Origin of the sequence: Mycobacterium simiae (assembly GCF_010727605.1) — a bacterium.
Taxonomy (GTDB): domain Bacteria; phylum Actinomycetota; class Actinomycetes; order Mycobacteriales; family Mycobacteriaceae; genus Mycobacterium; species Mycobacterium simiae.
Genome location: NZ_AP022568.1, coordinates 2999736 through 3026508 on the forward strand (window position 1 = coordinate 2999736; position 26773 = coordinate 3026508).

Below are 26773 nucleotides of genomic sequence, written 5' to 3' on the forward strand. Positions count from 1 at the left end.
CACCTGTCGGTACCCGCTCTGCAGCCACACTAGGCGTGGCTTCGGCAAACTCAGATGTTAGAAGGGCGGGCGCTTCGGCCTGATTGTCCGGCTCCTCCTCGGCCCGCCGCGCGGGCCGCATCGTCGTCGAACTACCTCGCTCGGGGTCTGAGGCTCGCTCGGTTGCGCCCCCGCTTCGCGGGCGCTTACCTCGCTCGGCGCGCCAGGCGTTCGGAGTCCGAGATCAGCACGCTCTTGCCCTCTAGACGGATCCACCCGCGGTGCGCGAAGTCGGCCAGCGCCTTATTCACCGTCTCGCGGGAAGCTCCGACCAGCTGGGCGATTTCCTCTTGCGTCAGGTCGTGGGTGACCCGCATCGCGCCACCCTCCTGGGTGCCGAACCGCTGAGCCAGCTGCAATAGCTGCTTGGCCACCCGGCCCGGCACGTCGGTGAAGATGAGGTCGGCCAGATTGTTGTTCGTGCGGCGCAGCCGTCGGGCCAGCACCCGCAGCAGTTGCTCCGCGATCTCCGGACGATCTGCAATCCAGGCCCGCAGCGCGTCGCGGTCCATCGACACCGCGCGAACCTCGGTGATCGTGGTGGCGCTCGAAGTCCGTGGCCCCGGGTCGAAGATCGACAACTCGCCAAACATGTCCGACGGGCCCATGATCGTCAGCAGGTTCTCCCGGCCGTCCGGTGACCGCCGGCCGATCTTCACCTTCCCCGAGACGATGATGTAGAGCCGATCGCCCGGTTCACCTTCCGCGAAAACGGTGTGTCCCCGCGGGAAGTCGACGGGTTGTAACTGCTTGGTCAGTGCGGCGACTGCGCCGGGTTCAACCCCTTGGAAGATTCCTGCCCTTGCCAGGATCTCGTCCACTTTGCCTCTTCAGCTTTCAACGAAGTGATATAGGTGCCCACCACCTTGCCCGTGACGAGTCTAGAGGTAGGCCAACGTGCCAACGCTACACACGATTGACGTGTCTAGTCGCCCCAAATTCTGGATTAGCGGCCGAATGGGCATGTATCCGCATCGGTAATGCGCGGCCAGATGGGTCGGTGAGGTCCCCGATCGCGAGGGACTCGGCGCGGTGGCGGCCGATGCGGGGGGTGGGCGGTGTCGGCAGCGCCAACTGCTGGGCTTGTCGCCGATGGAGGTATTCCAGCGCCTCCGGCATCCCTTCCCTGGCGAGCGTGTGCATGTCCATCGGCTGCGCCTGGTCAAGGAACTCGTCGACGTCGGTCGCGGTGATCGACTCGCGCCCGAGTTCCCTTTCGAGTCGCCCGAGGCCAAGCGCCGCGAGCATCAGCAGCCCAGGTACGCAGGCCACCAGCAACCACAACACAAGGAGAGTAAACATGCCCAAGGTCTCAGCGAGGTTACGAAATCAGTACTCTGTCGTAGGTGACCGTGGCGCGGCCGTCTGGGCGTTCGAAATCGAAACCGGTCGTGTCCGACGCCAAGCCTGATTCGGCACTCGCGCGCCGCTGGGCCTCCGAAACCCGCGCCGCATTGGTACGGCGCGCTCGTCGAATGAATCGCACTCTGGCGCAAGCCTTTCCGGAGGCGCATTGCGAGCTGGATTTCACGACGCCGTTGGAGCTCACGGTGGCCACCATCCTGTCCGCGCAGAGCACCGATAAACGGGTGAATCTGACGACCCCAGCGCTGTTCCGGCGATACAGGTCGGCCGTGGATTATGCGCAGGCTGACCGCGACGAGCTGGAAAACCTCATCCGCCCCACTGGTTTCTTCCGTAACAAGGCCAGCTCGTTGATCGGCCTCGGCCAGGCGCTCGTCGAGCGCTTCGACGGCGAGGTGCCCTCAACTATGGAAGAACTGGTGACCCTGCCCGGCGTCGGACGCAAAACCGCCAACGTCATCCTCGGGAATGCCTTCGACATCCCCGGGATCACCGTGGACACCCATTTCCAGCGGCTGGTGGCGCGCTGGCGGTGGACCGCGGAAAAGGACCCGGTCAAGATCGAACACGCCGTCGGCGAGCTGGTCGAACGCCGCGAATGGACCATGCTCAGCCACCGCGTCATCTTTCACGGCCGACGCGTGTGTCACGCCCGCAAGCCGGCGTGCGGCGTCTGCGTGCTCGCCAAAGACTGCCCGTCGTACGGTCTCGGCCCCACCGAGCCGGCCCTGGCCGCACCCCTGGTACAGGGTCCGGAAGCCGAACATCTGCTCTCGCTGGTCGGTCTGTAACACGGCCTTCGGCCGCCTATGACGACGTTGACCAGACGAACTCGCTGGACCATCGCCGTCTTGGCGGTCGTCGCGGCGCTGGTCGTCGCGCTGGTCGCACGACTGCGTGACGACGTGCCGCCCTTCTCGGCGCCCGCGCCCTCACCCAATCGCGAACACCGGGATGCCGACACACCGGCTGCGTTGGCCGGCCCCCGGCAGCGGGCCGGCCTGCCGCCTTGCCCGGCGCCCGGTACCGGTCCCGGCCCGGCAGCACTGAGCGGTGTGCGGGTCGAATGCGCGGCCGACGGATCCACCGTCGATGTCGCCCGTGCGTTGGCCGGCCGGCGGGTGGTACTCAACCTGTGGGCGTACTGGTGCGCGCCGTGTGCCGCCGAACTGCCCGCGATGGCCGAATATCAGCGGCGGGTCGGGGCCGACGTCATGGTGGTGACCGTGCATCAGGACGAGAACGAAGCCGCCGCGTTGGCGCGGCTGGCGGAGCTGGGCGTTCGGCTGCCGACCCTGCAAGACGGGCGGCGGCTGATCGCCGTGGCGCTCAAGGTTGCAAATGTGGTGCCCGCGACGGTGGTGCTGCGACCGGACGGTAGCGTTGCGCAAACGCTGCTGCGGGACTTCGCGAGTGCCGACGAGATCGCGGCCGCGGTCGGAAGCGACGCATGACCAAGCTCCACCGCTCTAAACAGCCTGGGCAGGTGGACCCGACGAGGAGGCGCCGGTGAGTGCTGGGGGTGCCGCCCGCGCGCAGGGGACGGTTCCCCTGGTACCCGACGCCTGCCCGTCCTGGTTGCGGCCGCTGATGGACAACGTCGATCAGATCCCCGATGCCTACCGGCGCCGGCTGCCGCCGGACGTGCTGGCAATGGTGACCGCGGCCAGGGCGGCGGCGTCCGCACAGCGTGACGAGCGCGAGGCCGCGGTATTGGTGCTGTTCTCGGGCCCCGAGTCCGGACCGGCCGACGGGGGTGTGCCCGACGACGCCGACTTGCTGCTCACCGTGCGCGCCTCGTCGTTACGGCATCACGCGGGCCAGGCGGCATTTCCGGGCGGCGCCTCCGACCCCGACGACAGCGGACCGGTCGCCACCGCGCTGCGGGAAGCCAACGAGGAGACCGGCATCGACGTCACTCGGTTGCACCCGCTGGCCACACTGGAGAAGACCTTCATCGCGCCGTCGCAGTTCCACGTCGTTCCGGTGCTGGCCTATTCGCCGGATCCCGGACCGGTCGCCGTGGTCAACGAAGCCGAGACCGCGATCGTGTCGCGGGTTCCGGTGCGGGCGTTCATCAACCCGCAGAATCGCCTGATGGTGTACCGGGGCGACCTTGGCAACCGCTGGGCAGGGCCGGCGTTCTTGTTGAACCAGATGCTGGTTTGGGGATTCACTGGCCAGGTGATTTCTGCGGTACTCGACGTCGCGGGCTGGGCGAAGCCTTGGGACAGCAACGACGTCCGCGAACTCGACGACGTCATGAGGTTGGTCGGCGGGCAGGGCGGCCGATGAACTCGATGACCCCGTCGCAGTGGCTGGATGTCGCCGTGTTGGCCGTGGCCTTCATCGCCGCGATCTCGGGCTGGCGGTCCGGCGCGGTGGGATCGCTGTTCTCCTTCGTCGGCGTGCTGCTGGGCGCGATCGCCGGGGTGCTGCTGGCGCCGCACATCGTCAGCCACATCGCCGCGCCGCGCGCCAAGCTATTCGCCGCGCTGTTCCTGATTCTCGCGCTCGTCGTCGTCGGTGAGGTCGCCGGCGTGGTGCTGGGGCGGGCGGTGCGCGGCGCGATTCACAGCCGCACCATCCGAACGGCCGACTCCGTCATCGGGGTGGGTGTGCAACTCGTCGTGGTGCTCACCGCGGCGTGGCTGCTGGCGACGCCGCTGACCCAGTCGAAAGACCAGCCCGAGCTGGCGGCCGCGGTCCGCGGTTCGCGCGTGCTGGCGGAGGTCAACGACATCGCGCCGCCGTGGCTGAAGACGGTGCCCAAACGCCTTTCGGCGCTGCTGAACACCTCCGGTTTGCCGGCGGTGTTGGAGCCGTTCAGCCGCACCCCGGTGATCCCGGTCGAATCACCGGATCCCGCGTTGGCCAACAATCCCGTGGTGAAGGCCGCCGCGCCCAGTGTCGTCAAGGTACGCAGCCTGGCGCCGAGTTGTCAGAAAGTGTTGGAGGGCAGTGGTTTTGTCATCGCTCCCGACCGGGTGATGACCAACGCGCACGTGGTGGCGGGTTCCAGCAGCGTCCAGATCTACGCCAGCGGCAATCCGCTGGACGCCACCGTGGTGTCCTATGACCCGTCAGTCGACATCGCGATCCTGTCCATCCCGAACCTGCCGCCGCCTCCGCTGGCGTTCAGTGACACCGAGGCGAAAACGGGCACCAGCGTGGTGGTGCTGGGATATCCCGGCGGCGGCAACTTCACCGCGACCCCGGCCAGGATCCGGGAGGCGATCAAGCTCAGCGGCCCGGACATCTATCGGGACCCCGCGCCGGTGACTCGCGACGTCTACACCATCAGAGCCAATGTGGAACAAGGGAATTCGGGCGGACCGTTGATCGACCTCAGCGGCCACGTGCTGGGTGTGGTGTTCGGCGCCGCCGTCGACGATCCCGACACCGGATTCGTGTTGACGGCCGGTGAGGTCGCCAGCCAGCTGTCGCGCATCGGCGACACGCAGCAGGTAGGCACCGGCAACTGCGTCAGCTGATCGCGGGTCCGTGCACCTGCTCGAAGAACCTCGTCAGATGCTTGTTCACTTCTTCGGGCGCCTCTTCGTGACTGTAATGTCCGGCGTCGGCGACGGATACGTAGCGGCCCTGCGTCGTGAAGCGTTGGCTGCGGTTGATCGGGTCGGCCAGCACGTAGGGATCGACGTCGCCGCGCAGGTGTAGCAGGGGCACACCCAGCTGGCGGGACACCGATTTCATGAATCGTCGTCCCTCGCTGCGCAGCTGGCTGCGCACCGCCCAGCGCTGGTACTCCAGCGCGCAGTGCGCCGCGCCGGGAATTTGAATGGCTGTGCGCAAGTGACCGATGGTCTGTGAAAAGTCCTCGGAGGCAACCCATTTCCCGGAGCTGCGGCTGCTGACCATTCGCTCGATCTCGGCTCCGTCGTCGCGGGTCAGCAGTCGCTCGGGCCATACGGGCAACTGATAGCGCAACAGCGTCGACAGCAGTGCGGAACCCTGGTCGCGGCGTGTCAACGCCGAGCGCCGCAACGCGACGGGGTGGGGCGAGCTGATCAGCGCGATGCCGCGCACCAGCCGTGAATGCAATAGTGCAGTGGTCCAGCACGCCAGGCCGCCGTCGGCATGCCCGACCAGCGTCGCCGACGAATGCCCAAGCGCGCGAACGAGTCCGGCCGTATCACCGGCCAAGGTCCAGCCGTCGTAACCTCTCGGCGGCTTGTCGCTGCCGCCGTAGCCACGAAGGTCCACCGCGACGACACGCGCACCGGTCAATCCGCGCAGCTGGTGACGCCAGGACCACCAGAAGGAACCGAAACCATGCAGCAGCATCACCAGCGGCCGCGTCGCCGCTGCGCCGCGCGCCTCGTTGCCGTTCGGGAGCGCTTCGACGACATGGAAGCGAATGCCGTTGGCGTGCACGTCCAGATGCCGCCACGGGCCGTCGATGCGTACCACCGACGGAGCTGGTGCTGCCATCTACCAACCCGACGGATCGGACGGGCTGTCGTTGCCCGGCCTCGCGTGCCGTCCGGTGGCCTCGGTGAGCTCCTTGCTCTCCGAAGCGGCTTTGTCGTGGCCGGGGGCGAGTGCGGTACGAGTCTCCTTGACCGACTCGATCGTTTCCTGCGGTCCCCGGATCCGGCGCACCTTCAGCCATCCCAGCAGCGCCAGCACGGCACCGGCCACCACCATGAGCGCGAACACGATCAGGAACGCCGCCCAGCGCCACAACCAGTTGTCGAGCAGCTCGGCGAGAAAGAAGAAGAAAAAGAAGGTGGAGTAGAACAGCACCACCAGGGCGGCGATGAAAAAGACGCTGCCGGTGAGCCCTTTCTTGATGTCACGGGTGATCTCGGCGCGGGCGAGCTCAACCTCGGCGCGTACCAAGGTGGACGCCTGTGTCGTCGCCTCTTTGATCAGGTCACCGATCGACGGCTCGCCGTTGCGGGCATGCGGATCCGCTAACGGAATCGTGGTCAGGGTGCTCGGCACACCATTTTTGCGATCGACTTTGCTCACAGACGGTCCTCTCCGCTCAACTGCCCCGGCCGGTCATCGAGCCGTTGCACGGCCCGCATCGTCGCCGAGCCCGTTCGCTTCGTCGCGGTTTATGTTGCCATGTGCTGCGATGCCAGACGAGGCCAGCCGAGCACGGGCGGCCCGGCGCCACGCGGCTCCGGTCGACTCCTCGCCGGCGCGCATTCGTACAGCAAGAGGGCCGCCCGGGTGATCATCTAGACTGGCGCAGCTATTCTCCGACGTCCGGGCACCGATGGGGGTTACGCATTGCAGAGAGCACATCGGTGCGTGGTGGCGTTGCTGGTGACGGTGCTCGTATCTCAGCCCGGTTTGCCTGCAAACGTCGCGTCCGCTGACGACCGGGTGCCGATGGGTGGGGGTGCCGGCATCGTCATCAATGGGGACACCATGTGCACCCTGACGACGATCGGCACCGACACCGCGGGCGACCTGATCGGTTTCACCTCCGCGCACTGCGGTGGCCCGGGCGCGCAGATCGCCGCCGAGGCGGCCGAAGGCCGCGGGGTGCTCGGCAAGATGGTTGCGGGCAACGACGCTCTCGATTACGCGGTGATCAAGTTCGATCCGGCCAAGGTGGCGCCGGTGGCCAACTACAACGGCTTCGTGATCAACGGGATCGGTCCGGAACCCGTGTTCGGTCAGGTCGCCTGCAAGCAGGGCCGAACCACTGGCAACTCGTGCGGTGTGACGTGGGGCCCGGGGCAAGATCCGGGCACCATTGTCATGCAGGTGTGCGGCCGGCCGGGCGACTCCGGCGGACCGGTGACCGTCGACAGCATGTTGGTTGGGATGATCCACGGCGCGTTCAGCGACAGTCTGCCTACCTGTGTCATCAAGTACATTCCACTGCACACCCCGGCCGTGGTGGTCTCGTTCAACGCGGTCCTGGCCGACGTCACCGCCAAGCATCGGCCGGGCGCCGGATTCGTCCCGGTGCCGGCCTGAGCGCCGCGGTTACTTGGCCGACCTGATCGCGTCGAACACGCCCGGATCGAGCAGCGTCGAGGTGTCGCCGAGGTCGCGATTCTCGGCGATATCGCGCAACAGCCGGCGCATGATCTTGCCGCTGCGGGTCTTCGGCAGCTCCGGCACCACGTGAATCTCGCGCGGCTTGGCAATCGGCGAGATTTCCTTGGCCACCTGGGTGCGTAGCTCGTTGATCGTGTCCTCGTGCGCGTCGTAGCCGGCACACAAGACGACGAACGCGGAGATGGCCTGACCGGTGGTCTCGTCGGTGACGCCGACCACCGCGGCCTCGGCCACCCCGGAGTGGCCGACGAGCGCTGACTCCACCTCGGCGGTGGAGATCCGGTGCCCGGACACGTTCATCACGTCGTCGATGCGGCCCAGCACCCAGATCGCGCCGTCGGGATCGAAACGCGCGCCGTCGCCGGCGAAGTAGTAGCCTTTGTCGGCGAATTTTGACCAGTAGGTGTCCCGGTAGCGGTCCGGGTCACCCCAAATACCCCGCAGCATCGACGGCCACGGTTGATCGAGGACCAGGTAGCCGGTGACGTTCTTGTCGCTGTCGGGGTCGGGCTGCAGCGGATCCCCGTGGTCGTCGACGATCTTCGCCGAGATTCCGGGCAGCGGCGCCATCGCCGAACCCGGTTTGGTCACAGCGATCCCCGGCAGCGGCGAGATCATCGCCGAACCAGTCTCGGTCTGCCACCAGGTATCCACCACCGGAACGGCGTTGGCGCCGATGACTTCCCGGTACCAGCGCCACGCCTCCGGATTGATCGGCTCACCGACAGATCCGATCAGTCGCAGGCTGGACAAGTCATGGGCGTCGGGAACCTCGCGTCCCCACTTCATAAACGTCCGAATCATCGTCGGCGCGGTGTAATAGATTGTCACGCCGTATTTTTCGATGATCTGGAAATGGCGGCTGCGGTCCGGCGTGTCCGGCGTGCCCTCGTAGAGGATCTCGGTGATGCCATTGGACAGCGGGCCGTAGACGCCGTAGGTGTGCCCGGTGACCCAGCCGATGTCGGCGGTGCACCAAAACACATCGCTTTCCGGCTTGACATCGAAGATGGTGTGGACTGTGTAGCAGGACTGCGTCAGGTAGCCGCCGCTGGTGTGCACTATCCCCTTGGGCTTGCCGGTGGTTCCCGAGGTGTACAGCAGGAACAGCGGGTGCTCGGCGTCGAAAGCCTGCGGCGTGTGTTCCGGCGAGGCCGAGCCCACCACGTCGTGCCACCAGACGTCACGGTCGTCATTCCAGGCCACGTCAATTCCGGTGCGCCGCACCACCAGAACCTTCTCGATGGGGCTTTCGCCGTCCGGCCCGGATGCGACCGCTTCGTCGGCGTTGTCTTTCAGCGGTGCCGGCTTGCCGCGCCGGAACTGCCCGTCGCTGGTGATCAGCACCTTGGCCTGAGCGTCGGCGATGCGGGCCCGCAGCGCCTTGGCGGTGAAGCCCCCGAACACCACGCTGTGCATGACGCCCAGCCGCGCGCACGCCAACATCGCGATCACCGCCTCCGGGATCAGCGGCAGATAGATGGCGACTCGGTCACCGGCGAGCAGACCGAGATCGGTCAACGCGTTGGCGGCTTTGCACACCTCGGCCTGCAGCTCGGCGTAGGTCAGGCTGCGGCTGTCGTCGACCGGCTCGCCCACCCAGTGAATGGCGACCCGGTCGCCCAGCCCGGCCTCGACGTGCCGGTCCACGCAGTTGTAGGCGACGTTGAGCTTGCCGTCAGCAAACCACTTCGCGAACGGCGGCTCCGACCAGTCCAACACCTCGGTGAACGGCGTCGCCCACGACAGCCGGTTGGCCTGCTTGGCCCAGAAGGCCAATCTGTCCTGCTCGGCCTCGTGGTAGAGGTCTTCACGGGCGTTGGCCTGCTCGACGAAGTGCGCCGGGGGCGGGTACGACGACGGCCCATCGATGGGTGTGGCGGTCACTGCTTTACTCCTAATTCGAAGACCGGGGTTCAAGCTGGTCAGCCCTCTGCGAGCCTAGTCTTGCCGGTGGAATCCGCGCGCTTCAATTCGATGGCAAAGCCTGTAGTCATAACGGATAATCGCCGATGTGCGGGAATTGCGTGGGCCGGACGCGCGTCGGCCGAGCGTCCTCTTTGCTGCTGTGGCAACGAGTTACGCGCTGGGCACCGGGATCGGGACGCCGGCTCACGCGATGCCGATCGAAAGCGGCGATCAGGCCGAGCCGTGCCGTTCCGAGCAGGTCACCGCGACGGCCTCGCCGACTCAGGGCGCCGTCGGCCACCGTGCGGTAACCCTGACCTTCAGTCTTGCCGGCGGCGCCGAGCCATGCACCCTGACCGGCTACCCCGCGGTGGAGATGGGCGACCAGTGGCCGGAAGTCCATGCCACGCCCACGCCGCGCGGTTATATGGGCGGGCTGCCTCCCGGCGTCGACGGGCCGCCGACGGTGACGTTGTCGCTGGCCGGGCAGGGGCAGGCGATCGTTGAAGGGATGGCTGTCGACCGCCGCGGCGACCCGTGTCCTACCTACACCGAGCTACAGGTCAACCCGCCGAACACGGTGGTCGTGCTCCCCGTGCCGGTCACCATCGACGCCTGCGACGCGCAGGTGCATCCGGTGACCGCCATTCAGGGAGGGTGAGTTAGGGCTCGCGCGCCAGGCAGTAGACGACTGCGGGGCTGGGATAGCCGACGCCCTTGGCTCCCGCCGGACACCCAGACTCGTCGGTGCTGCCGTCAATGCGCGCGACGACTCGGACTTGCCTGGACGCGGTGGTAGAGCAGTTGCTCAACGTGATGGTGGGGTGGCTGGTGTCGGAGCCGAACTCATAACACTGACCCTGTTTGAGGTTCAGTGCGAAACACAGGATGGTGGAGCTGTCGGTGTAGCGGTCGTAGTAAGAGCCCTCGCGCCTTCCGTCGGGGCACGTGGCCGACGATCCGCCTTTGAAGGCGAGCTGGTATGTGTTCATCGGATTGGCGCAGTCGTTGTTGGTACTCGAACTGAACGACTCTGAGCGATAAGACGTTTGGGTGATGCATTCGCCGACCCGCATCGACGTGCGCTGCTGGTGCCTGGCGAGCCCGGTCGCGGCGTTGGCGACGTCGCCCAGAATTCCCAAGGTCAGCACGACGCTGCCGATCGTGATCAGGGTGGTGGACGATTTGCTGGCACGGCGCGGCGGCGGGACGTGCGGGCGCGGCGGCGGGACGTGCGGTGGATAACCCGGATACGCCGGCCCCGGGTACGGGTACGGGTACCCCATCGCCGGCGGGTACGGGTAGCCGGGACTCGGCTGTCGACGACTCCGTGAGCGCTCCCACAGGCCGATCACCAGAAGGGTCAATCCGACCAGCGGAAGGCCCAGCGCAAACGTCAGGCGGCCCGCCAACGCGGCGACGGTGTAGTCCGCAGCAACAACAGTGACCCCCATGGCGAGATCCTAGGTTGTCGAGATCAGATGACGCACTTCACCAGCGGTCCTGCGCGGTCGGCGCTGGCGCAGGCCCTAGGGTCACAGTCATGCATGGGATGCGGGGCAGGCCGGCCTGGCCGGCTGCCGCCGCCGTGGTTCTGCTGGTGGCCGGGTGCTTATCCGGTTGTGGGGGCGGTGCGCTGAGTCCCGAATTGGTGGTGGTCAACGGCGGCGAACCGCCCAACCCGCTGATCCCGACCGGCACCAACGACAGCCTCGGTGGGCGGATCCTGGACCGGCTGTTCGCCGGCTTGGTGTCCTACGATGCCGCGGGCAGGCCGGCGCCCGAGGTGGCGCAGTCGATCGAGACCACCGACAACATCAACTACCGCATCGTTCTCAAATCGGGCTGGGAATTCACCGATGGCTCACCGGTGACGGCCCATTCCTTCGTCGATGCCTGGAATTACGGCGCGTTGAGCGCCAATGCCCAACTGCAGCAGGATTTTTTCCGTCCGATCGCCGGATTCGAAGATGTGGCCGGCCCGCCGGGCGACGGCAAACCGACCACGATGTCCGGGTTGCATGTCGTCAACGATTCGGAGTTCACGGTGCGGCTCAAGGCGCCGACCGTAGACTTCATGCTTCGGTTGGGGCATAGTGCATTCTATCCATTGCCGGACAAGGCTTTTCGGGACATGACAGAGTTCGGCCGGCATCCGGTCGGCAACGGCCCGTACCAGTTGGCGGACAGTCCCGATGGGCCAGCCTGGGAGCACAATGTGAAGATCGACTTGAAACCCAATCCCCGCTATCACGGCAACCGCAAGCCCCACAACAAAGGTTTGCGGTTCGAGTTCTACGGCAACCTCGACACCGCCTACGCCGACTTGTTGTCCGGCAATCTCGATGTCCTGGATACCATTCCGTCCAGCGCTCTGACGATCTATCGGCGTGACCTGAGTGGCAACTGGGCCAGTGGACCCGTCGCCGTCAGCCAGTCGCTCGACACGCCATTGCGGTTGCCGCACTTCGGCGGCGAGGAGGGGCGGCTGCGCCGGCTGGCGCTGTCGGCGGCGATCAACCGGCCGCAGATCTGTCAGCAAATCTTCAACGGCACCCGCAGCCCGGCCCGCGATTTCACCGCCAGCTCCCTGCCGGGATACGACCCGCATATCCCGGGCAACAACACGTTGGACTTCAACCCCGAACGGGCCCGCCAACTTTGGGCTCAAGCCAACGCGATGTCGCCGTGGAGTGGACGGTACGCCATCGCCTACAACGCCGACAGTGGCCATCAGGAATGGGTGGACGCGGTGGCCAACAGCATCAAGAACGTGCTGGGCATCGATGCCGTCGGTGTGCCGCATCCCACCTTCGCGGGATTTCGTACCGAGATCACCAACCGCACCATCGACACAGCGTTTCGTGCCGGCTGGATCGGCGACTACCCGTCGATGATCGAGTTCCTTGCCCCGCTGTACGCGACCGGCGCAGGGTCCAACGACGTCGGGTACTCCAACCCGGAATTCGACGCCGCCCTGGCGACAGCCGAGGCCGCGCCCGACCTGCGTGCAGCCGATGTGTTGGTCAACGTCGCCCAGCGAATCCTGTTGCGCGACATGCCCACCGTGCCGCTGTGGTACTACATTGCGGTGATCGGGTGGTCACCACAGGTCAGCGGCGTCACGGTCACCTGGAACGGGCTGCCCGACTACGAGAACGTCGTCAAGGCGTAGCCATGGGGTGGTATCTCGCGCGCCGGATCGCCGTGCTGGTGCCCGTCTTCTTGGGCGCCACGTTGCTGATTTACGGCATGGTCTTTCTGCTTCCCGGCGATCCATTGGCCGCGATCGCGGGGGACCGGCCGCTGACGCCGGCCGTGGCCGCGCAGTTGCGGGCCCGCTACCACCTCGACGATCCGTTCCTGGTGCAGTACCTGCGCTACGTCGGCGGCGTCCTGCACGGCGACTTGGGCCGCGCCTACTCCGGGTTGCCGGTCAGTTCCGTTATGGCGCATGCCTTTCCGGTCACTATCCGGCTGGCGCTGATCGCACTCGTGGTCGAGGCAGTGCTGGGCGTCGGGTTCGGCGTGGTATCCGGCCTGCGGCGGGGCGGGCTGTTCGACGCCACGGTGCTGATCACCGGCCTGGTGATCATCGCGATCCCGATTTTCGTGCTCGGCTTCCTGGCTCAGTTCCTGTTCGGGGTCAAGCTCGGCATCGCGCCGGTCACCGTCGGCGAACGGGCGACGTTCGTGCGCCTGCTGCTACCCGGCATCGTCTTGGGCTCAGTCTCGTTCGCCTACGTGGTGCGGCTGACCCGATCGGCGGTGGCCGCCAACGCGGACGCCGACTACGTCCGCACCGCGACGGCCAAAGGACTGTCGCGGCCGCGGGTGGTGACTGTACACATCCTGCGCAACTCGCTGATCCCGGTCGTGACGTTCTTGGGCGCCGACCTGGGGGCGCTGATGGGTGGGGCGATGGTCACCGAAGGCATCTTCAATATTCACGGCGTCGGTGGCGTGCTCTACCAAGCCGTCACGCGGCAAGAGGCGCCGACTGTCGTGTCGATCGTGACGGTGTTGGTGCTCATCTATCTGATCACCAACCTGCTGGTGGATCTGCTCTACGCGGCGCTGGACCCACGGATCCGCTATGGCTGAACATTCCGGTTTCTGGCGTGAAACCTGGCGAAAGCTGCACCGCCGCCCCAAGTTCGTCGTCGCGAGCGTGCTGATTGTGCTGATTCTGGCGGTCGCGCTGTTTCCGACGTTGTTCACCCACGCCGACCCCAGCTATGCCGATCCCAGCCAGAGCCTGCGCAGCCCGTCGGCGGCGCACTGGTTCGGCACGGACCTGCAGGGCCACGACATCTACGCGCGCACCATCTACGGGGCGCGGGCGTCGGTGACGGTCGGACTGGGCGCCACCCTGCTGGTGTTCGTCCTGGGCGGGGCGCTCGGTGCGTTGGCTGGGTTCTACGGCGGCTGGATCGACGCCGTCGTCTCGCGCGTCACCGACATCTTCTTCGGGCTGCCGCTGCTGTTGGCCGCGATCGTGCTGATGCAGGTCTTGCACCACCGCACGGTGTGGACGGTGATCGCCATCCTGGCATTGTTCGGCTGGCCGCAGATCGCGCGCATCGCCCGGGGCGCGGTACTGCAGGTGCGGGCCAGCGACTACGTGTTGGCGGCTAAAGCATTGGGGTTGAGCAGGTTTCAAACGCTGCTACGGCACGCAGTGCCGAATGCCGTAGGACCGGTGATCGCGATGGCTACGATCGCGCTGGGAGTCTTCATCGTCACCGAGGCCACCCTGTCCTACCTGGGCGTCGGCCTGCCGACCTCGGTGGTGTCCTGGGGCGGCGATATCAACCTCGCGCAGACACGGTTGCGGGCGGGTTCGCCGATCCTGTTCTACCCGGCCGGTGCGCTGGCGGTCACGGTGCTGGCGTTCATGATGATGGGCGATGCGCTGCGCGACGCCTTGGATCCCGCGTCGCGAGCGAGGCGCGCATGAACACCTCGCAGTCGCCGCTGCTGACCGTCGAGGGCCTGAAGGTCAGTTTCGGTGATCATGCCCCCGCGGTGCGCGGCGTGGATCTGGGCGTCTTGCGCGGTCAGACCGTCGCCGTGGTAGGCGAGTCGGGCTCGGGAAAGTCCACCACGGCCGCCGCGATCCTCGGGCTCCTACCGCCCGGCGGTCGAATCACGGGTGGCCGCATCATGTTTGACGGGATCGACATCACCTCGGCGGATCGCCGCGTGCTGCGCTCCATCCGGGGGCGTCGCATCGGCTACGTTCCGCAAGATCCGATGACCAACCTCAACCCGGTCTGGAAGGTCGGCTTCCAGGTCCGGGAGGCGCTGCGGGCCAACACCGATGGTCGTCAGGCCCGCCGGCGGGCGGTGGAGCTGTTGGCTCAGGCCGGGATGGCCGAGCCGGTGAAACAAGCCGCCAAGTATCCGCACCAGCTCTCCGGCGGCATGTGCCAACGAGCCTTGATCGCCATCGGCCTCGCGGGGCACCCGCAGCTGTTGATCGCCGACGAGCCGACATCCGCGCTCGACGTCACCGTGCAGCGCCAAGTGCTCGACCATCTGCAACACCTGACCCATGAACTCGGCACCGCGCTGTTGCTGATCACCCACGACCTGGCGTTGGCCGCCGAACGGGCCGAGCGGGTCGTCGTCATGCACCGCGGGGTAGTGGTGGAAACCGGTGCTGCGCAATCCATCCTGCGCGAACCGCACCATGAGTACACGCGGCGACTGGTGGCCGCTGCCCCGTCGCTCACGGTTCGCAGCCGGACGTCGGCGTTGACCCAGGCGGACGACATCCTAGTCGGCACCGGGCTCACCAAGGTCTACCGGGAATCGCACGGTGCACCGTGGCGGCGTGCCGAGATTCGCGCTGTTGACGCGGTGTCGTTCCGGCTGCGTCGGGCCCAAACCCTGGCCATTGTCGGCGAATCGGGTTCGGGCAAGTCCACGGTGGCCCGGATGGCGCTCGGCTTGCTCGAACCGACCTCAGGCACCGTGATGTTCGACGGCACCCGCATCTCGGGCACGTCGAGCCGCGCGGTGATGATGGCCTTTCGCCGACGCGTGCAGCCGGTGTTCCAGAACCCGTACAGCAGCCTGGACCCGATGTATTCGGTGTTTCGAGCCATCGAAGAACCGTTGCGCATCCACCGCCTCGGCGACCGCCGGCAGCGCGAGCGGGCCGTGCGAGAGCTCCTCGACCAGGTGGCGCTGCCGTCGTCGGTGCTGGGCAGGTTGCCGCGCGAGTTGTCCGGCGGTCAACGCCAGCGGGTCGCGATCGCGCGGGCCTTGGCGCTGCGGCCTGATGTGCTGATCTGCGACGAGGCGGTGTCGGCGCTCGACGTGCTGGTGCAGGCGCAGATCCAGGAGCTGCTGAGTTCGTTGCAGGCCGACCTCGGTCTCGCCTACCTGTTCATCAGTCACGACTTGGCGGTGGTCCGGCAGATCGCCGACGAAGTGCTGGTGATGCGCGCCGGGAGAATCGTCGAGCAGGCCGCCACCGCGGAGCTGTTCACCCGGCCCAACCACAAGTACACCCGGCAATTGCTGGAGGCCATTCCCGGGGCATCCACCCCGTCCCGCTAGGTTGGCAAGCTGTGACGGCAGACCCGCTGGCCCCGCTGATGGAGCTGCCCGGCGTCGCCGAGGCGAGCGATCGGGCTCGCGAGGCGCTGGGCCGCGCCCACCGGCATCGGGCGAACCTGCGCGGCTGGCCGGTCACTGCCGCTGAAGCCTCGTTACGTGCGGCCCGCGCCTCCTCGGTGCTCGACGGCGGCCCGGTGCGGTTTGAAGACTTGGCGGATCAGGCCGGGGTCAGCGACCCGGTGTTCGGTGGCGCACTGCGGGTGGCCCAGGAGCTGGAGGGCGGCGGCGGTCTGGTGGTCAGGACATGGCAGCGGGCTCCGCTGCAGGCCTTGGCGCGCCTGCACATGCTGGCCGCCGCGGACTTGGCCGACGATGATCACCTGGGTCGGCCCCGGGCCGACTCCGAGGTGGGCCCGCGGCTGGCGCTGCTGGCCGACATCGTCAGCGGCCGCAGCCAAGTGCCGGCGCCGGTGATGGCCGCGGTCGCGCACGGAGAATTGCTGACCCTCAAGCCCTTTGGCAGCGCCGACGGTGTGGTGGCGCGCGCGGCCTCGCGACTGGTGACCATCGCCAGCGGGCTCGACCCGCACGGTCTGGGCGTGCCTGAGGTCAGCTGGATGCGCAAACCGGGCGACTATCGCTCTGCCGCAAGCGGATTCGCCGAGGGCACGCCGCGGGGGGTGGGCGCTTGGTTGGTGCTGTGTTGCCGGGCGCTGCAAGCCGGCGCGCAGGAGGCCTTGTCGATCGCGGAGTCTTTGCCGGGGAAGAAATAGCCCGGGCGAAAAAAGACTTGAACATGCAGAGCGGGCGACGCTCCGAAGTATTCGGTCCGCCGCCCGCTAGCACGGAACCCGGTTACCATGCGTGCACTTTTGGGCTGCGTGGGTGGCCTCGGCGATCTTGCGACGCTTCGAGCCTCAACCCCACCCAAAGGGTCGTCCAAGCTCTTCTGCTTTTTCGCAATTACGCAGGCCCGCAACACTTCTGCCATTATCGCGGCTATGACTCCGCGTGGGTGCCGGGTACCGTGCTGGGCGCCCGGGTTGGGAGATCGAACCTTCTCTTCCGGATCGACCTTGGCCGCACCGGGCTTCCGTGGTTCCTTTGTACTACTAGACCCTTAGCACAGCAAGGGTCAATTCTGTAAACATTGCGAATTCGCCGGCGATCGTATTTGCCGGCCGACGGTGTTCGGCGAGTCGCGCCGACGCTACAACGCGAAGCGGCGCAACAGTGAATAGGTGACCGCACCGGCGGCCAGCGCCGTGATGCTCACTGCCGCCGTGGTGGCGATCGCGGCGCCCGACGGCGCCGGGATCCGGTCGCGAAGCGACACCGGCCGGGAGAAGCTCAGCACCGGCCAACCACGTTCGGTCGCTTCCTTGCGCAGGGCGCGGTCGGGGTTGACGACACTCGGATGGCCGACGGCCTCGAGCATCGGCAGGTCGGTGATCGAGTCGGAGTAGGCGTAGCAGTGTTCCAGCGGATAGCCCTCGCGTGCGGCCAGCTCGCGGATGGCTTGCACCTTGCCTTCGCCGTAGCAGTAGAACGCGACCTCGCCGGTGTACTTGCCGTCCTCGACGACCATCCGCGTCGCCATCGCGTGCGTGGCACCAAGCGCACGGGCAATCGGCGCCACGATCTCCTCGCCGGACGCCGAGACCACGACGACGTCGCGGCCGCACAGCTTGTGCGCGGCGATCAGGTCCGCGGCTTCGGCGAACACCAGCGGGGTCACGATGTCGTGCAGCGTTTCGTTGACGATCGACTTGACCTGAGCGACGTCCCAGCCGGTGCACATGTTGGCCAGGTGGGTACGCATGCGGTCCATCTGGTCATGATCGGCACCCGAGAGCAGGAATATGAATTGGGCGTAGCTGGACTTCAGCACGGCACGTCGGTTGAGCAGTCCTTGGTTGAAGAACGGTTTGCTGAACGCCAGGGTGCTGGACTTGGCGATGATCGTTTTGTCGAGGTCGAAGAAGGCCGCGGTGCGGGCGTGCGAGAGCTCGGGTGCGGCGGTCTGGACGGAAGTTTGCTGGGGTGCGTCCGAGTCGGAGACGGTCACGACCTCAGCATAGGTGGATTGGCCTCGCCGTCCGCGTGCTTGTCGGTACAAGCCGCTGAACAGGGTGAAACGCACGAGGCCAACGGGGTTTTTGCGGCGAAAAGGGCCGCTCGGCAAAAAACCGCTATTGCGTCAATACGCACTGTCGTGTGTATAGTAAGCATTACTCGGCCTACGCCGAGGGTGTATCAGCCCGACCCCCCGGGGCTGATGCACGACGACCTCCGCCTCCTCCCCCCCTGGCGGGGGTCGTCCCTTTTCTGGGGTATTTTTCCCGGCATTCGAACCATCGCAATCTGCCCTCTGCGCGTTGCGGGCACACTGTTATCCATAGCACCGGCAGACACTCGCGGCACGTCTTTGTGCACACTGGCGTCTCTCTGCACAAATCCGGGTTTGGGACTGGTGTCCCATCCTGGCCTGCTTGCACCGTGGTGGGGTGACGGTCAGCACGGGCCCGGAGGCGAGACGTTCCGCCGGCGTTTTGGCGGTCCTGACCGACGCGAACCTGCGTGATGAGCTGGACCGGGTGGCCGCCGCAGTCGGTGTGCGAGTGGTGCACGCCGGCGGGTCGTCCATCGGTCGGAAAACCTGGTCGGCGGCCGCCGCGGTGGTGCTCGACGAGGCCGCGGCGCGACGTTGCGCCGATCTGCCCCGCCGGGCCCATGTGAGTGTGTTGAGCGCCGCCACACCCGCCTCGTCGACCTGGGCGGCGGCGGTCGCGGTCGGCGCCCAAGACGTCCTGACCCTGCCCGAGCGGGAACACGAACTCATCCGCGAACTCGCTGAGGCGGCCGAATCGGTCCGGGACGACCGATCGCGCGGCGAAGTTGTCGCGGTGATTGGCGGCTGTGGCGGGGCCGGCGCCTCGCTGTTCGCTGCCGCCCTGGCGCGCGTCGCGCCCGAGGCGCTGCTGATCGATCTTGATCCCTGGTGCGGCGGCGCCGATTTGCTGCTCGGCGCCGAGGCGACGCCGGGAGTGCGGTGGCCGGACCTGGCCTTGCAAGCCGGACGCCTCAACTGGTCGGCCGTGCGTGATGCGTTGCCGCGGCTCGGTCGCATGAGCCTGCTGTCCGGCACGCGGCACAGTTACGAGTTGGACGCCGGGCCGGTGCAGGCGGTGGTCGACGCGGGCAGCCGCGGCGGGGTCAGCGTGGTGTGCGATCTGCCGCGCCGGCTGACTGATGCCGCCCACGCCGCGCTGGATGCCGCCGACCTGGTCGTGGTCGTCAGTCCCTGTGACGTGCGCGCGTGCGCGGCGACGGCGGCGATCACCCCGGTGCTGGCCGCGACCAATCCGAACCTCGGGTTGGTGGCCCGCGGGCCGTCGCCGGGCGGCTTGCGGGCCGCCGAACTCGCCGACATCACCGGGCTGCCGCTGTTGGCGTCAATGCGGGCCGAACCGCACCTGGTCGAACGGCTCGAGCATGGCGGCCTGCGACTGGGACGGCGGTCCGCGCTGGCGGCCGCGGCGCGGCGCGTGCTGGGCATGCTGCCCCAAGCGCGGTCGGCGGCGAAAGGCCGGGCGGCGTGAGTGAGCCATTGATCGAGCGAGTCCGCGAGCGGCTCGCCGCAGAGTCCGCGCCGCTGGGTTCGTCGCTGCGCCCCAACGTGGTGGCCGCGGCGATCCGGGCCGAGGCCGGCGGGATGCTCGGCGATACCGAGGTGCTGGCCAATCTTCGGGTGTTACAAACCGAGTTGACCGGCGCCGGCATCCTGCAACCGCTGCTGTGCGCCGACGGCACCACCGACGTCCTGGTCACCGCGCCGGACGCGGTGTGGGTCGACGACGGAAACGGCCTGCGCCGCAGTCACATCCGATTTGCCGACGAGGCGGCAGTGCGGCGGTTGGCGCAGCGGCTCGCCCTGGCCGCGGGCCGACGCCTCGACGATGCCCAGCCGTGGGTTGACGGTCAGCTCACCGGGATCGGGTCCGGCGGGTTTGCGGTCCGGTTGCACGCGGTGCTGCCCCCGGCAGCGGCCGCGGGCACGTGTTTGTCGCTGCGGGTGTTGCGGCCGGCTACACAGGATCTGTCGGCACTGGCCGCGGCGGGTGCGATCCCACCGGAGGCGGCCGCGCTGGTCGCCGACATCATCGCGGCGCGGTTGGCATTCCTGGTCTGCGGCGGCACCGGCGCCGGCAAGACAACCCTGCTGGCCGCCATGTTGGGCGCCGTGCCGACATCCGAGCGGATCGTGTGTGTCGAGGATGCCGCGGAGTTGGCGCCGCCGCACCCGCACTTGGTGAAGCTGGTTGCGCGATGCGCCAATGTCGAAGGCGTGGGCGAGGTTTCGGTGCGTCAACTGGTTCGGCAGGCCTTGCGCATGCGGCCCGATCGCATCGTGGTCGGCGAGGTTCGGGGCGCCGAGGTGGTGGACCTGCTGGCCGCGTTGAACACCGGCCATGACGGCGGGGCGGGCACCGTGCATGCGAACAGTCCGGGTGAGGTCCCGGCGCGATTGGAGGCGCTGGGCGCCCTCGGCGGCCTGGACCGTGCCGCGTTGCACAGTCAGTTGGCCGCCGCCGTGCAGGTGCTGCTCCACGTCGCCCGGGACCGAACGGGCCGACGCCGGCTCACCGAGATCGCGGTGCTGCGCCACGTCGACGGGCGGGTCCACGCGGTGACGGCGTGGCACGCGGAGCAGGGGATGACCCACGATGCCGGTGCACTGCATCGCTTGTTGGAAAGCAGACTGCCGTGAGCGCAGTGTCGGCTGCAATGCTGTGCTTGGCGTTGGCGCTCTTGGTCTTCCCGGCGTCACGCGGGCGTCGGCTGGGCAGGGCGCGGCCGACGCGCCGACCGCTTGTCGTCTCGATCCGCGCGGCGGGCTGGGTGCCGGGGTGCGGCATCGTCGCGGCCGCGGTGGTGCTCCCGGTGGCGGTGGTGCTCGCCGGCGCGGTGGTGGTGGCCACGGCGGGCTTGCGCCTGCACCGCAGTCGCCGGCTGCGGCGGGCGACCGAAGAGGCCCGCACGCTGGAAGCCGCGCTCGACGTGTTGGTCGGCGAGCTGCGCGTCGGGTCGCATCCGGTGCGCGCCTTCACGGTGGCCGCCGACGAAACCGCCGGCCCGGTTGCCGTGGCACTGCGCGGGGTCGCGGCCCGGGCACGATTGGGTGCCGATGTCGCGGCAGGACTGCGCGCGGCGGCGCGGTCGTCGGCCCAGCCCGCGCATTGGCATCGACTGGCGGTGTGCTGGCAGCTGGCCAGCGAGCACGGGTTGGCGATCGCCATCCTGATGCGCACCGGGCAGCGCGATATCATTGAGCGGCAACGGTTTTCGGATCGAGTCAGCTCGGGCATGGCCGGGGCGCGCGCCACCGCGGTGATTTTGGCGGGCCTGCCGGCCCTCGGCGTCGTGCTGGGTCAGGCCATTGGGGCCCGCCCGTTGAGTTTCTTGCTCGGCGGGCACGTCGGCGGGTGGTTGCTGCTGGCCGGGGCGGTGCTCGGGTGCGGTGGTCTGCTGTGGTCGGATCGGATCATCCAGCGCGCGGGAGCCGGGACATGAGTACCGCGGCGATGCTCCTGTCGATGGCGTTGCTGCTGGTGCCCGGACCGTCGCTGGTACGCGCACGCGCTGGTGCGGCGCTGCCTACGCCACGACTTCGGCCGCCGAACGCGTCGGTGCGCGGACCGGACCCGCTGGCCGTTGCGTCCAGTTTGGACGTGCTCGCGGTGTGCCTGGAGGCCGGAATGGCGGTGTCGACCGCCGCGGCGGCGACGGCCGGGTCCGCGCCGCCCGAGCTCGGCAGAGTGTTGCGCCGAGCCGCTGATCTGCTGGCGCTGGGCGCGGACCCGGCTGTGGCATGGTCGATTTCGCCGGACGCGGCGAGGACGGCGGAGCACGGACAGATCCAGGCTCTGTTGCGGCTGGCCCGCCGTTCGGCGTCCTCCGGTTCGGCGCTGGCCGGCGGCGTCGCTGAACTGGCCGAACAGTCGCGCCACGATGCCACGCACGCCGCCGCCGCGGCTGCCGAGCGTGCCGGGGTGCTGATTGCCGGGCCGCTGGGACTGTGCTTTCTGCCGGCATTCGTCTGCCTGGGCATTGTGCCCGTCGTGGCTGGGCTGGCCGGGGATGTCCTGCAGTCGGGCGTGCTGTGAACGAGCAATACCCACCAAAGCGAAGGAGAAGTATTGGTGATCAACATGTTCCGTGTGGTCGCGGCGCGCCTGGCGGTGCTGGCGACCGACGAGTCCGGAATGTCCACGGTCGAGTACGCGATCGGCACCATCGCCGCCGCCGCCTTCGGTGCGATCCTCTACACCGTCGTCACCGGCGACTCGATCGTGTCGGCGTTGACGAACATCATCGGGCGCGCGCTCAACACCAAGGTCTAGTCGGGTGTTCCGGTGCCAGCACCGTGGAGGCGGCCTTGGCGATTGCCGCGTTGGTCGTGGTGCTGGTGCTGTGCCTGGCCGGCATCACAGCGGTGTCGATGCAGGTTCGTTGTGTCGACGCGGCACGTGAGGCGGCCCGACTGGCGGCGCGCGGTGATGACCGTGCGGCGGTGGACGTCGCGCGCCGGATTGCCCCCGGTGGCGCGCGCGTCCAGGTCCGCCGCGACGGCGACTTTCTGGTGGCGACTGTCGTCATACATTCGAATCTGTTGCCCGCCTTGGATATCAGCGCTCGGGCCGTCGCCGCGGCGGAGCCGTCGCAATGACCGGGGTGCGGCGACGGTGCTTGCGGCAGCGATGGTCTTGGTGCTGCTGTGTGTCGCGGGCGCGTGCGCCTACGTCGGGGCAGTGGTGGTGGCACGCCATCGTGCGCAGTCGGCTGCCGATCTGGCCGCGCTGGCCGCCGCGGCGGCACTGCCCGCCGGCGCGGAGGCGGCCTGCGCCCGGGCGAGCACGGTTGCGCGCTCACTACGGGTCGACGACTTCGGCTGCCGGGTAGACGATCTGGACGTCGTCGTGACATTAGGGGTGGCAGTACGGTACGCCGGGGTGGCGCGGGCCGCCGCCCGGGCGGGACCGGTGGAGGCGAGCGAATCAGTCGCCGGCGGCTGAGCCTTCCGTCAACCCGGCCGCAGCAAGCTCCTCCTCGCTGGGCAACCGCAGCGAGACCAGCCCGACGAACGTATCCGGTTCCAGCTCCACTTGATTCGCGGTGACATGCACCGGAACCCAATCGCCGTCGAGCCCGCGCATTCGCAACACCCGGCTGGTCGTGCCCTTACTGAACTCCCTTGTCATGGCAGATATTTGGGGAACATCGTCGGGGTGCACCTTCGGCCGGTCCTTGCCGGCGCCACGCCAGTCATAGAAGGTGCAGGGTTCGTCGAGCCATTTCAATAACGTCCAGTTGTTGAGGTCGACTAGTGCCCGGTGCACGCCGGCCTGCCGCAAACCGTTGAGGATTCGCAACGCCAGGTCGTCGGTGGAGATCACCGGGCCCTTGAGCTCGGCCCGCCAGTTCATCGCCCGTGCGACCAAATGGTCCCGGCCGTCGGGCCCGGGCTCCATCGCACTGCGCCCCACGAAACCGATTCGGATAGGCTGCCCTTGCCAGTCAGTGAGATCCCAAGTGCTGCAAAGAGTTAGTCCCGGCTCGGCCTTGACGGCCATGGCCAACACCTTGGTTTCGTTCGGGTTGAGCTCCCGCGTTGGCAGATCTTCGGCAAACGCCCGGCCGAACGTGACTTCCACTTCCGGGTTCTTACCGCTAATCGCCAACGACTCCCGGGTATCGGTGGCCACACCCATTGTCAGATCCCACTTTAGCGGGCCGACAGTGGGCCGCTCGGGTGGTTCGATGTCGGCTGGCCCGGTCCACACCTGCACACCGTGGATGAAATTGTCGGACATCACCACCGGCTCGGTGCGAATTACTCGGTCGCGCTTGGGTGTGATGCTAGTCAGTCCCTGGCCCGTGCGCATCGACTCCGCGATCGCGGTGCGCACAGCGGCGAGGTGAGGACTGCGGCGAAGGAAGGTTGTGATCGGGACAAGGTTCTTGAGCTGCCGTCCTTGTGCTACTACGGCGGGCTCGTCCCCCAGTGTCTCCACGAGCAACCAGTCGTGGGCCATGGCGTCAATTTTAATGCGCCGCGTGGACTACACGCCCGACCGGGCGGGCACAGGGTGCGCCAGCAAACCCGTCAGCAAACGCCGGTCGATGAAGCGAATCGCCTTCGCTACCGTCACGTTACTGATAAGTTTGCAAACGAGATCACAGCCTTGGTAGGTTTTCTGCTCCGGCCGTTGATCGCGCTTTGAGATAGCACGCTGGCGTTTCTTCAACAAAGAGGGACCGCACTCGGCGGCTGTTATATGCAGATCCATGGAGGTCGGCCGTCGAGGGGTCGGTCGCCGTCCGTGGATGGCTCAGCGCGATCGCTACGGCAACTCCGCAAGCACAAGTCGCAGGACCAGCACCGCTCCCGACTTGTCCAACGGGTCGTTGCCGTTGCCGCACTTAGGCGATTGCACACACGACGGGCAGCCCGTCGGGCATTCGCACGCTTCGATTGCCGCCGCGGTCGCGCTCAGCCAGGTGCGAGCCTGCTGGAAGCCGCGTTCGGCGAATCCCGCCCCGCCCGGATATCCGTCATAGACGAAAACACTCGGCAGGCCAAGCGGGCCGAGCGCGGTGGACAAGCCGCCAATGTCGCCGCGGTCGCAGCTGGCCACCAGTGGCAGCAGGCCGATCGCGGCGTGCTCGGCGGCATGCAATGAGCCCGGAATCCGGGGCGCATCGATCCCTTTGTGCGCCAATGCCTCCGGCGTGATTGTGTACATGACGGCGGTGGTGTCGAGGACCTGTTCGGGCATGTCCAGCTCGATGAAGTCGATGACCTCGCCGGAAAGGTACCGGCGCAGGTAACCGACCACTTGGTGGGTGACCCGGACCGGCACCACGCCCAACGTCACCGGGCCGTAGGTCCGTCGCTCGCCGCTGCCGGTGACCTGAATGTCGACGATCTCGCGGGCGAAGGTGGCATACCCGGGATCCTCGGCGTGCACGAACGCGATTTGGCCATCGAGGTCCAGCGAATCGACCACATAACTGTCACCTTGATGCAGGTAGACCGCGCCGGGATGGATGGACGCCGGGGCCTGGCCCACCCCGGTGCTGCCCAGCAGACGCCCGGTGTCGGCCTCGACGATCACGATCTGGCCGCCCGCCGAACCCCGGATGTCAACCGCACCATGCGGTTCCACGCCCGGGGCCGGAAAATACATTCCGCCGCGCCGGCGCAGCAGCCCGTCGTCGACGAGTCCCTGCGCTACCTCGGTGCCGCCGAGGTTTCGGACCTCGGCCTCGTCGAGTGGCAATTCCGTTGCCGCACATAGTAATTGGGGACCCAGCAGGTATGGATTGGTGGGGTCGATCACCACCCGCTCCACCGGCTTGTCCAGCAGCGCCGCCGGATTGTGCACCAGATAGGTGTCCAGTGGGTCATCGCGGGCGATCAGCACCACCAAGGCGCCCTGGCCACGGCGGCCCGAGCGGCCGGCCTGCTGCCAGAACGACGCCACCGTCCCGGGAAAACCGGCCAGCACCACCGCGTCCAACCCGGCGATGTCGACACCGAGCTCGAGCGCATTCGTCGTGGCCAGCCCGCGCAACTTCCCCTCGGCCAGGGCACGCTCCAGCGCGTTGCGGTCCTCGGCGAGATAACCGGCACGGTAGGACGCCACGGTGTGCGACAACTCCGGTGCGATGTCGTCGAGCCGGGCCTGGGCGCCCAGCGCGGTGAGCTCCGCAGCGCGCCGGGAACGCACGAAGGTCAGGGTCTGCGCGCCCTCGGCGACCAGGTCGGCCATCACCCGCGCCGCCTCCCCGCCGGCGGACCGACGCACCGGGGCGCCGTGTTCTCCGGTGACGTCGGTGCGCAGCGCGGGCTCCCACAGTGCCACGGTGCGTGCACCTTGCGGCGACCCGTCGTCGACGACCTCCTCGACGGGCAGGCCGATGAGTTCGGAGGCCGTTATGCCCGGCGAATCCGTCGTGGCGCTGGCGAAGATCACCGTCGGCATCCGTCCCGGCTCGGGGGCGTAACGCGCGCACAACCGCAACAGGCGACGCAGCACCATCGCCACGTTCGAGCCAAAAACTCCGCGATAGTAATGGCATTCGTCGACGATCACGAACCGCAGCCCGCGCAGCAACACAGCCCAGCGCGGGTGGTTTCGCAAAATGGACAAATGAATCATGTCGGGATTGGAGAACAGCCAACGCGAGCGCTCGCGCGCAAAACGACGTACCTCGGCCGGGCTGTCACCGTCGTAGGCGGTCGGAGCGACCGCGAAACCGGGTTGATTCAGCCGCGCCACCGCCGACGTCAGCGCGTGGGCGGCGCGCAGCTGGTCGTGCCCCAAGGCTTTTGTCGGGGACAGATACAGCACCCGAGCCAACGGATCCGTGCTCAACTCGTGCAGAACCGGGAGCTGATAGGCCAGCGACTTGCCGGACGCGGTTCCCGTACTGATCACGACATGGCGGCCCGCGTGGGCCAATTCGGCGGCCTGGGCCTGGTGTGACCAGGGCTCGCGGATGCCGCGGCCGGTGAAGGCCGCGACGACATCAGGATCGGCCCACCGCGGCCATCGATCGGGCCGTCCGCTGCGCGCTGGCAGCTCCGCGACGTGGCGCACCGGGTTTTCGTCCGGCGCGACCCCGGCGAGAGCGACGGCGAGCAGATCGCTGCCGAAACTCGGCACCTCGTACCCTCCAAAAATCCGTCCGTGGCGCAACTCTGTCGCCAAGACGTTGAACATGGTTGACTGTTTGCGGTCGTAGCTTCTGTGTTCGTGTCAAAACTTCGCAGGATCGA

27 protein-coding genes are annotated in these 26773 nt (G+C 67.6%); 18 read left to right on the top strand and 9 right to left on the bottom strand.

The annotated features are described in order from the left end of the window. Nucleotides 1-185: 185 nt before the first annotated feature. Both crp and G6N33_RS13910 read right to left on the bottom strand, forming a co-directional pair. Nucleotides 186-860, bottom strand: a complete 675-nt coding sequence (gene crp, locus G6N33_RS13905; protein WP_044508824.1) for a cAMP-activated global transcriptional regulator CRP — start codon at nt 858-860, stop codon at nt 186-188. Nucleotides 861-945: 85 nt separating this feature from the next. Continuing rightward, complete coding sequence (locus G6N33_RS13910; protein ID WP_044508822.1) at nt 946-1341, bottom strand: hypothetical protein; 396 nt, start codon at nt 1339-1341, stop codon at nt 946-948. Between the two features lie 173 nt (nt 1342-1514). On the opposite strand from G6N33_RS13910, the gene nth reads away from it, so the two are divergent. The 4 genes from nth (at nt 1515) to marP (ending at nt 4898) form a co-directional block, all read left to right on the top strand. Further along, complete coding sequence (gene nth, locus G6N33_RS13915; RefSeq protein WP_044508820.1) at nt 1515-2195, top strand: endonuclease III; 681 nt, start codon at nt 1515-1517, stop codon at nt 2193-2195. A gap of 18 nt (nt 2196-2213) precedes the next feature. Next, nucleotides 2214-2858, top strand: a complete 645-nt coding sequence (locus G6N33_RS13920) for a TlpA family protein disulfide reductase (protein WP_044508818.1) — start codon at nt 2214-2216, stop codon at nt 2856-2858. Nucleotides 2859-2994: 136 nt separating this feature from the next. Continuing rightward, complete coding sequence (locus G6N33_RS13925) at nt 2995-3699, top strand: NUDIX hydrolase (protein ID WP_101528699.1); 705 nt, start codon at nt 2995-2997, stop codon at nt 3697-3699. Nucleotides 3700-3704: 5 nt separating this feature from the next. Then, a complete protein-coding gene (gene marP, locus G6N33_RS13930) occupies nt 3705-4898 on the top strand; it encodes an acid resistance serine protease MarP (protein ID WP_101528717.1) in 1194 nt (397 codons plus the stop codon). Here marP and G6N33_RS13935 read toward each other — a convergent pair. Beyond that, entirely contained in the window at nt 4891-5856 is a 966-nt protein-coding gene (locus G6N33_RS13935) for an alpha/beta fold hydrolase (RefSeq protein ID WP_044508809.1), read from the bottom strand. The two genes, marP and G6N33_RS13935, sit on opposite strands and share 8 nt — an antisense overlap. Further along, the gene (locus tag G6N33_RS13940; RefSeq protein WP_044508807.1) at nt 5857-6399 is read right to left on the bottom strand and encodes a phage holin family protein; all 543 of its coding nucleotides are present in this window, start codon (nt 6397-6399) and stop codon (nt 5857-5859) included. A 267-nt stretch (nt 6400-6666) separates the two neighbouring features. Between G6N33_RS13940 and G6N33_RS13945 the strand changes: the two genes are divergently transcribed. Beyond that, complete coding sequence (locus tag G6N33_RS13945; protein ID WP_061557428.1) at nt 6667-7365, top strand: chymotrypsin family serine protease; 699 nt, start codon at nt 6667-6669, stop codon at nt 7363-7365. A 9-nt stretch (nt 7366-7374) separates the two neighbouring features. On the opposite strand, the gene acs is transcribed toward G6N33_RS13945, so the two are convergent. Beyond that, on the bottom strand, nt 7375-9336 hold the full coding sequence (gene acs, locus G6N33_RS13950; protein ID WP_044508804.1) for an acetate--CoA ligase: 1962 nt from the start codon (nt 9334-9336) through the stop codon (nt 7375-7377). A 232-nt stretch (nt 9337-9568) separates the two neighbouring features. Here acs and G6N33_RS13955 point away from each other — a divergent pair, with 232 nt between their 5' ends. Further along, nucleotides 9569-10018 carry a DUF4232 domain-containing protein gene (locus tag G6N33_RS13955; protein WP_044512501.1) on the top strand — a complete coding sequence of 150 codons (450 nt, stop codon included), beginning with the start codon at nt 9569-9571 and terminating at the stop codon, nt 10016-10018. A 1-nt stretch (nt 10019) separates the two neighbouring features. On the opposite strand, the gene G6N33_RS13960 is transcribed toward G6N33_RS13955, so the two are convergent. After that, on the bottom strand, nt 10020-10811 hold the full coding sequence (locus G6N33_RS13960; RefSeq protein ID WP_044508802.1) for an LppU/SCO3897 family protein: 792 nt from the start codon (nt 10809-10811) through the stop codon (nt 10020-10022). A gap of 98 nt (nt 10812-10909) precedes the next feature. On the opposite strand from G6N33_RS13960, the gene G6N33_RS13965 reads away from it, so the two are divergent. Genes G6N33_RS13965 through G6N33_RS13985 form a run of 5 tightly spaced genes read left to right on the top strand, consistent with a single transcriptional unit; the run spans nt 10910 to nt 16700 of the window. After that, nucleotides 10910-12532 carry a peptide ABC transporter substrate-binding protein gene (locus tag G6N33_RS13965; protein WP_044512500.1) on the top strand — a complete coding sequence of 541 codons (1623 nt, stop codon included), beginning with the start codon at nt 10910-10912 and terminating at the stop codon, nt 12530-12532. 2 nt (nt 12533-12534) lie between these two features. Next, entirely contained in the window at nt 12535-13461 is a 927-nt protein-coding gene (locus G6N33_RS13970; RefSeq protein WP_044508800.1) for an ABC transporter permease, read from the top strand. Then, complete coding sequence (locus G6N33_RS13975) at nt 13454-14317, top strand: ABC transporter permease (protein ID WP_044508798.1); 864 nt, start codon at nt 13454-13456, stop codon at nt 14315-14317. Before G6N33_RS13970 ends, G6N33_RS13975 begins: the two co-directional genes overlap by 8 nt. Next, complete coding sequence (locus G6N33_RS13980; RefSeq protein WP_044508796.1) at nt 14314-15927, top strand: dipeptide ABC transporter ATP-binding protein; 1614 nt, start codon at nt 14314-14316, stop codon at nt 15925-15927. The genes G6N33_RS13975 and G6N33_RS13980 overlap by 4 nt, the downstream gene beginning before the upstream one ends. A gap of 11 nt (nt 15928-15938) precedes the next feature. After that, nucleotides 15939-16700: a Fic family protein gene (locus tag G6N33_RS13985; protein ID WP_044508794.1), complete on the top strand. Its 762-nt coding sequence runs from the start codon at nt 15939-15941 to the stop codon at nt 16698-16700. Between the two features lie 437 nt (nt 16701-17137). On the opposite strand, the gene G6N33_RS13990 is transcribed toward G6N33_RS13985, so the two are convergent. Beyond that, nucleotides 17138-17995, bottom strand: a complete 858-nt coding sequence (locus tag G6N33_RS13990) for an HAD-IB family hydrolase (protein WP_044512498.1) — start codon at nt 17993-17995, stop codon at nt 17138-17140. 439 nt (nt 17996-18434) lie between these two features. Between G6N33_RS13990 and ssd the strand changes: the two genes are divergently transcribed. The 7 genes from ssd to G6N33_RS27480 are packed head-to-tail and all read left to right on the top strand — an operon-like array spanning nt 18435 to nt 23003. Continuing rightward, nucleotides 18435-19529, top strand: coding sequence for a septum site-determining protein Ssd (ssd, locus tag G6N33_RS13995; protein WP_179962630.1), 1095 nt, complete (start codon nt 18435-18437; stop codon nt 19527-19529). Continuing rightward, complete coding sequence (locus G6N33_RS14000) at nt 19526-20698, top strand: TadA family conjugal transfer-associated ATPase (RefSeq protein WP_044508793.1); 1173 nt, start codon at nt 19526-19528, stop codon at nt 20696-20698. Before ssd ends, G6N33_RS14000 begins: the two co-directional genes overlap by 4 nt. After that, nucleotides 20695-21501, top strand: coding sequence for a type II secretion system F family protein (locus G6N33_RS14005; protein WP_231382501.1), 807 nt, complete (start codon nt 20695-20697; stop codon nt 21499-21501). The genes G6N33_RS14000 and G6N33_RS14005 overlap by 4 nt, the downstream gene beginning before the upstream one ends. Next, the gene (locus G6N33_RS14010; protein ID WP_179962631.1) at nt 21498-22094 is read left to right on the top strand and encodes a type II secretion system F family protein; all 597 of its coding nucleotides are present in this window, start codon (nt 21498-21500) and stop codon (nt 22092-22094) included. The genes G6N33_RS14005 and G6N33_RS14010 overlap by 4 nt, the downstream gene beginning before the upstream one ends. Before the next feature lie 45 nt (nt 22095-22139). Then, complete coding sequence (locus G6N33_RS14015) at nt 22140-22331, top strand: DUF4244 domain-containing protein (RefSeq protein WP_044512495.1); 192 nt, start codon at nt 22140-22142, stop codon at nt 22329-22331. 23 nt (nt 22332-22354) lie between these two features. After that, nucleotides 22355-22657, top strand: a complete 303-nt coding sequence (locus G6N33_RS27475) for a TadE family type IV pilus minor pilin (RefSeq protein ID WP_231382500.1) — start codon at nt 22355-22357, stop codon at nt 22655-22657. A 16-nt stretch (nt 22658-22673) separates the two neighbouring features. Further along, nucleotides 22674-23003 carry an Rv3654c family TadE-like protein gene (locus G6N33_RS27480; RefSeq protein WP_044508790.1) on the top strand — a complete coding sequence of 110 codons (330 nt, stop codon included), beginning with the start codon at nt 22674-22676 and terminating at the stop codon, nt 23001-23003. Here G6N33_RS27480 and G6N33_RS14025 read toward each other — a convergent pair. Then, nucleotides 22986-24023: a PAS domain-containing protein gene (locus G6N33_RS14025; RefSeq protein ID WP_044508788.1), complete on the bottom strand. Its 1038-nt coding sequence runs from the start codon at nt 24021-24023 to the stop codon at nt 22986-22988. The two genes, G6N33_RS27480 and G6N33_RS14025, sit on opposite strands and share 18 nt — an antisense overlap. 309 nt (nt 24024-24332) lie before the next feature. Next, the gene (locus G6N33_RS14030) at nt 24333-26660 is read right to left on the bottom strand and encodes a DEAD/DEAH box helicase (protein ID WP_101528719.1); all 2328 of its coding nucleotides are present in this window, start codon (nt 26658-26660) and stop codon (nt 24333-24335) included. Between the last annotated feature and the right edge of the window lie 113 nt (nt 26661-26773).

Excerpts from the sequence above, each read along its gene's own strand:
- G6N33_RS13965 (WP_044512500.1), top strand. The coding sequence starts at position 10,910 with ATGCGGGGCAGGCCGGCCTGGCCGGCTGCCGCCGCCGTGGTTCTGCTG.
- G6N33_RS14010 (WP_179962631.1), top strand. The coding sequence starts at position 21,498 with ATGAGTACCGCGGCGATGCTCCTGTCGATGGCGTTGCTGCTGGTGCCC.
- marP (WP_101528717.1), top strand. The coding sequence starts at position 3,705 with ATGACCCCGTCGCAGTGGCTGGATGTCGCCGTGTTGGCCGTGGCCTTC.
- G6N33_RS13935 (WP_044508809.1), bottom strand. The coding sequence starts at position 5,856 with ATGGCAGCACCAGCTCCGTCGGTGGTACGCATCGACGGCCCGTGGCGG.
- G6N33_RS13920 (WP_044508818.1), top strand. The coding sequence starts at position 2,214 with ATGACGACGTTGACCAGACGAACTCGCTGGACCATCGCCGTCTTGGCG.
- G6N33_RS14025 (WP_044508788.1), bottom strand. The coding sequence starts at position 24,023 with ATGGCCCACGACTGGTTGCTCGTGGAGACACTGGGGGACGAGCCCGCC.
- G6N33_RS13925 (WP_101528699.1), top strand. The coding sequence starts at position 2,995 with ATGGACAACGTCGATCAGATCCCCGATGCCTACCGGCGCCGGCTGCCG.
- G6N33_RS13960 (WP_044508802.1), bottom strand. The coding sequence starts at position 10,811 with ATGGGGGTCACTGTTGTTGCTGCGGACTACACCGTCGCCGCGTTGGCG.
- G6N33_RS13980 (WP_044508796.1), top strand. The coding sequence starts at position 14,314 with ATGAACACCTCGCAGTCGCCGCTGCTGACCGTCGAGGGCCTGAAGGTC.
- G6N33_RS13970 (WP_044508800.1), top strand. The coding sequence starts at position 12,535 with ATGGGGTGGTATCTCGCGCGCCGGATCGCCGTGCTGGTGCCCGTCTTC.
- G6N33_RS14015 (WP_044512495.1), top strand. The coding sequence starts at position 22,140 with ATGTTCCGTGTGGTCGCGGCGCGCCTGGCGGTGCTGGCGACCGACGAG.
- G6N33_RS13955 (WP_044512501.1), top strand. The coding sequence starts at position 9,569 with ATGCCGATCGAAAGCGGCGATCAGGCCGAGCCGTGCCGTTCCGAGCAG.
- nth (WP_044508820.1), top strand. The coding sequence starts at position 1,515 with ATGAATCGCACTCTGGCGCAAGCCTTTCCGGAGGCGCATTGCGAGCTG.
- G6N33_RS13975 (WP_044508798.1), top strand. The coding sequence starts at position 13,454 with ATGGCTGAACATTCCGGTTTCTGGCGTGAAACCTGGCGAAAGCTGCAC.
- G6N33_RS13910 (WP_044508822.1), bottom strand. The coding sequence starts at position 1,341 with ATGTTTACTCTCCTTGTGTTGTGGTTGCTGGTGGCCTGCGTACCTGGG.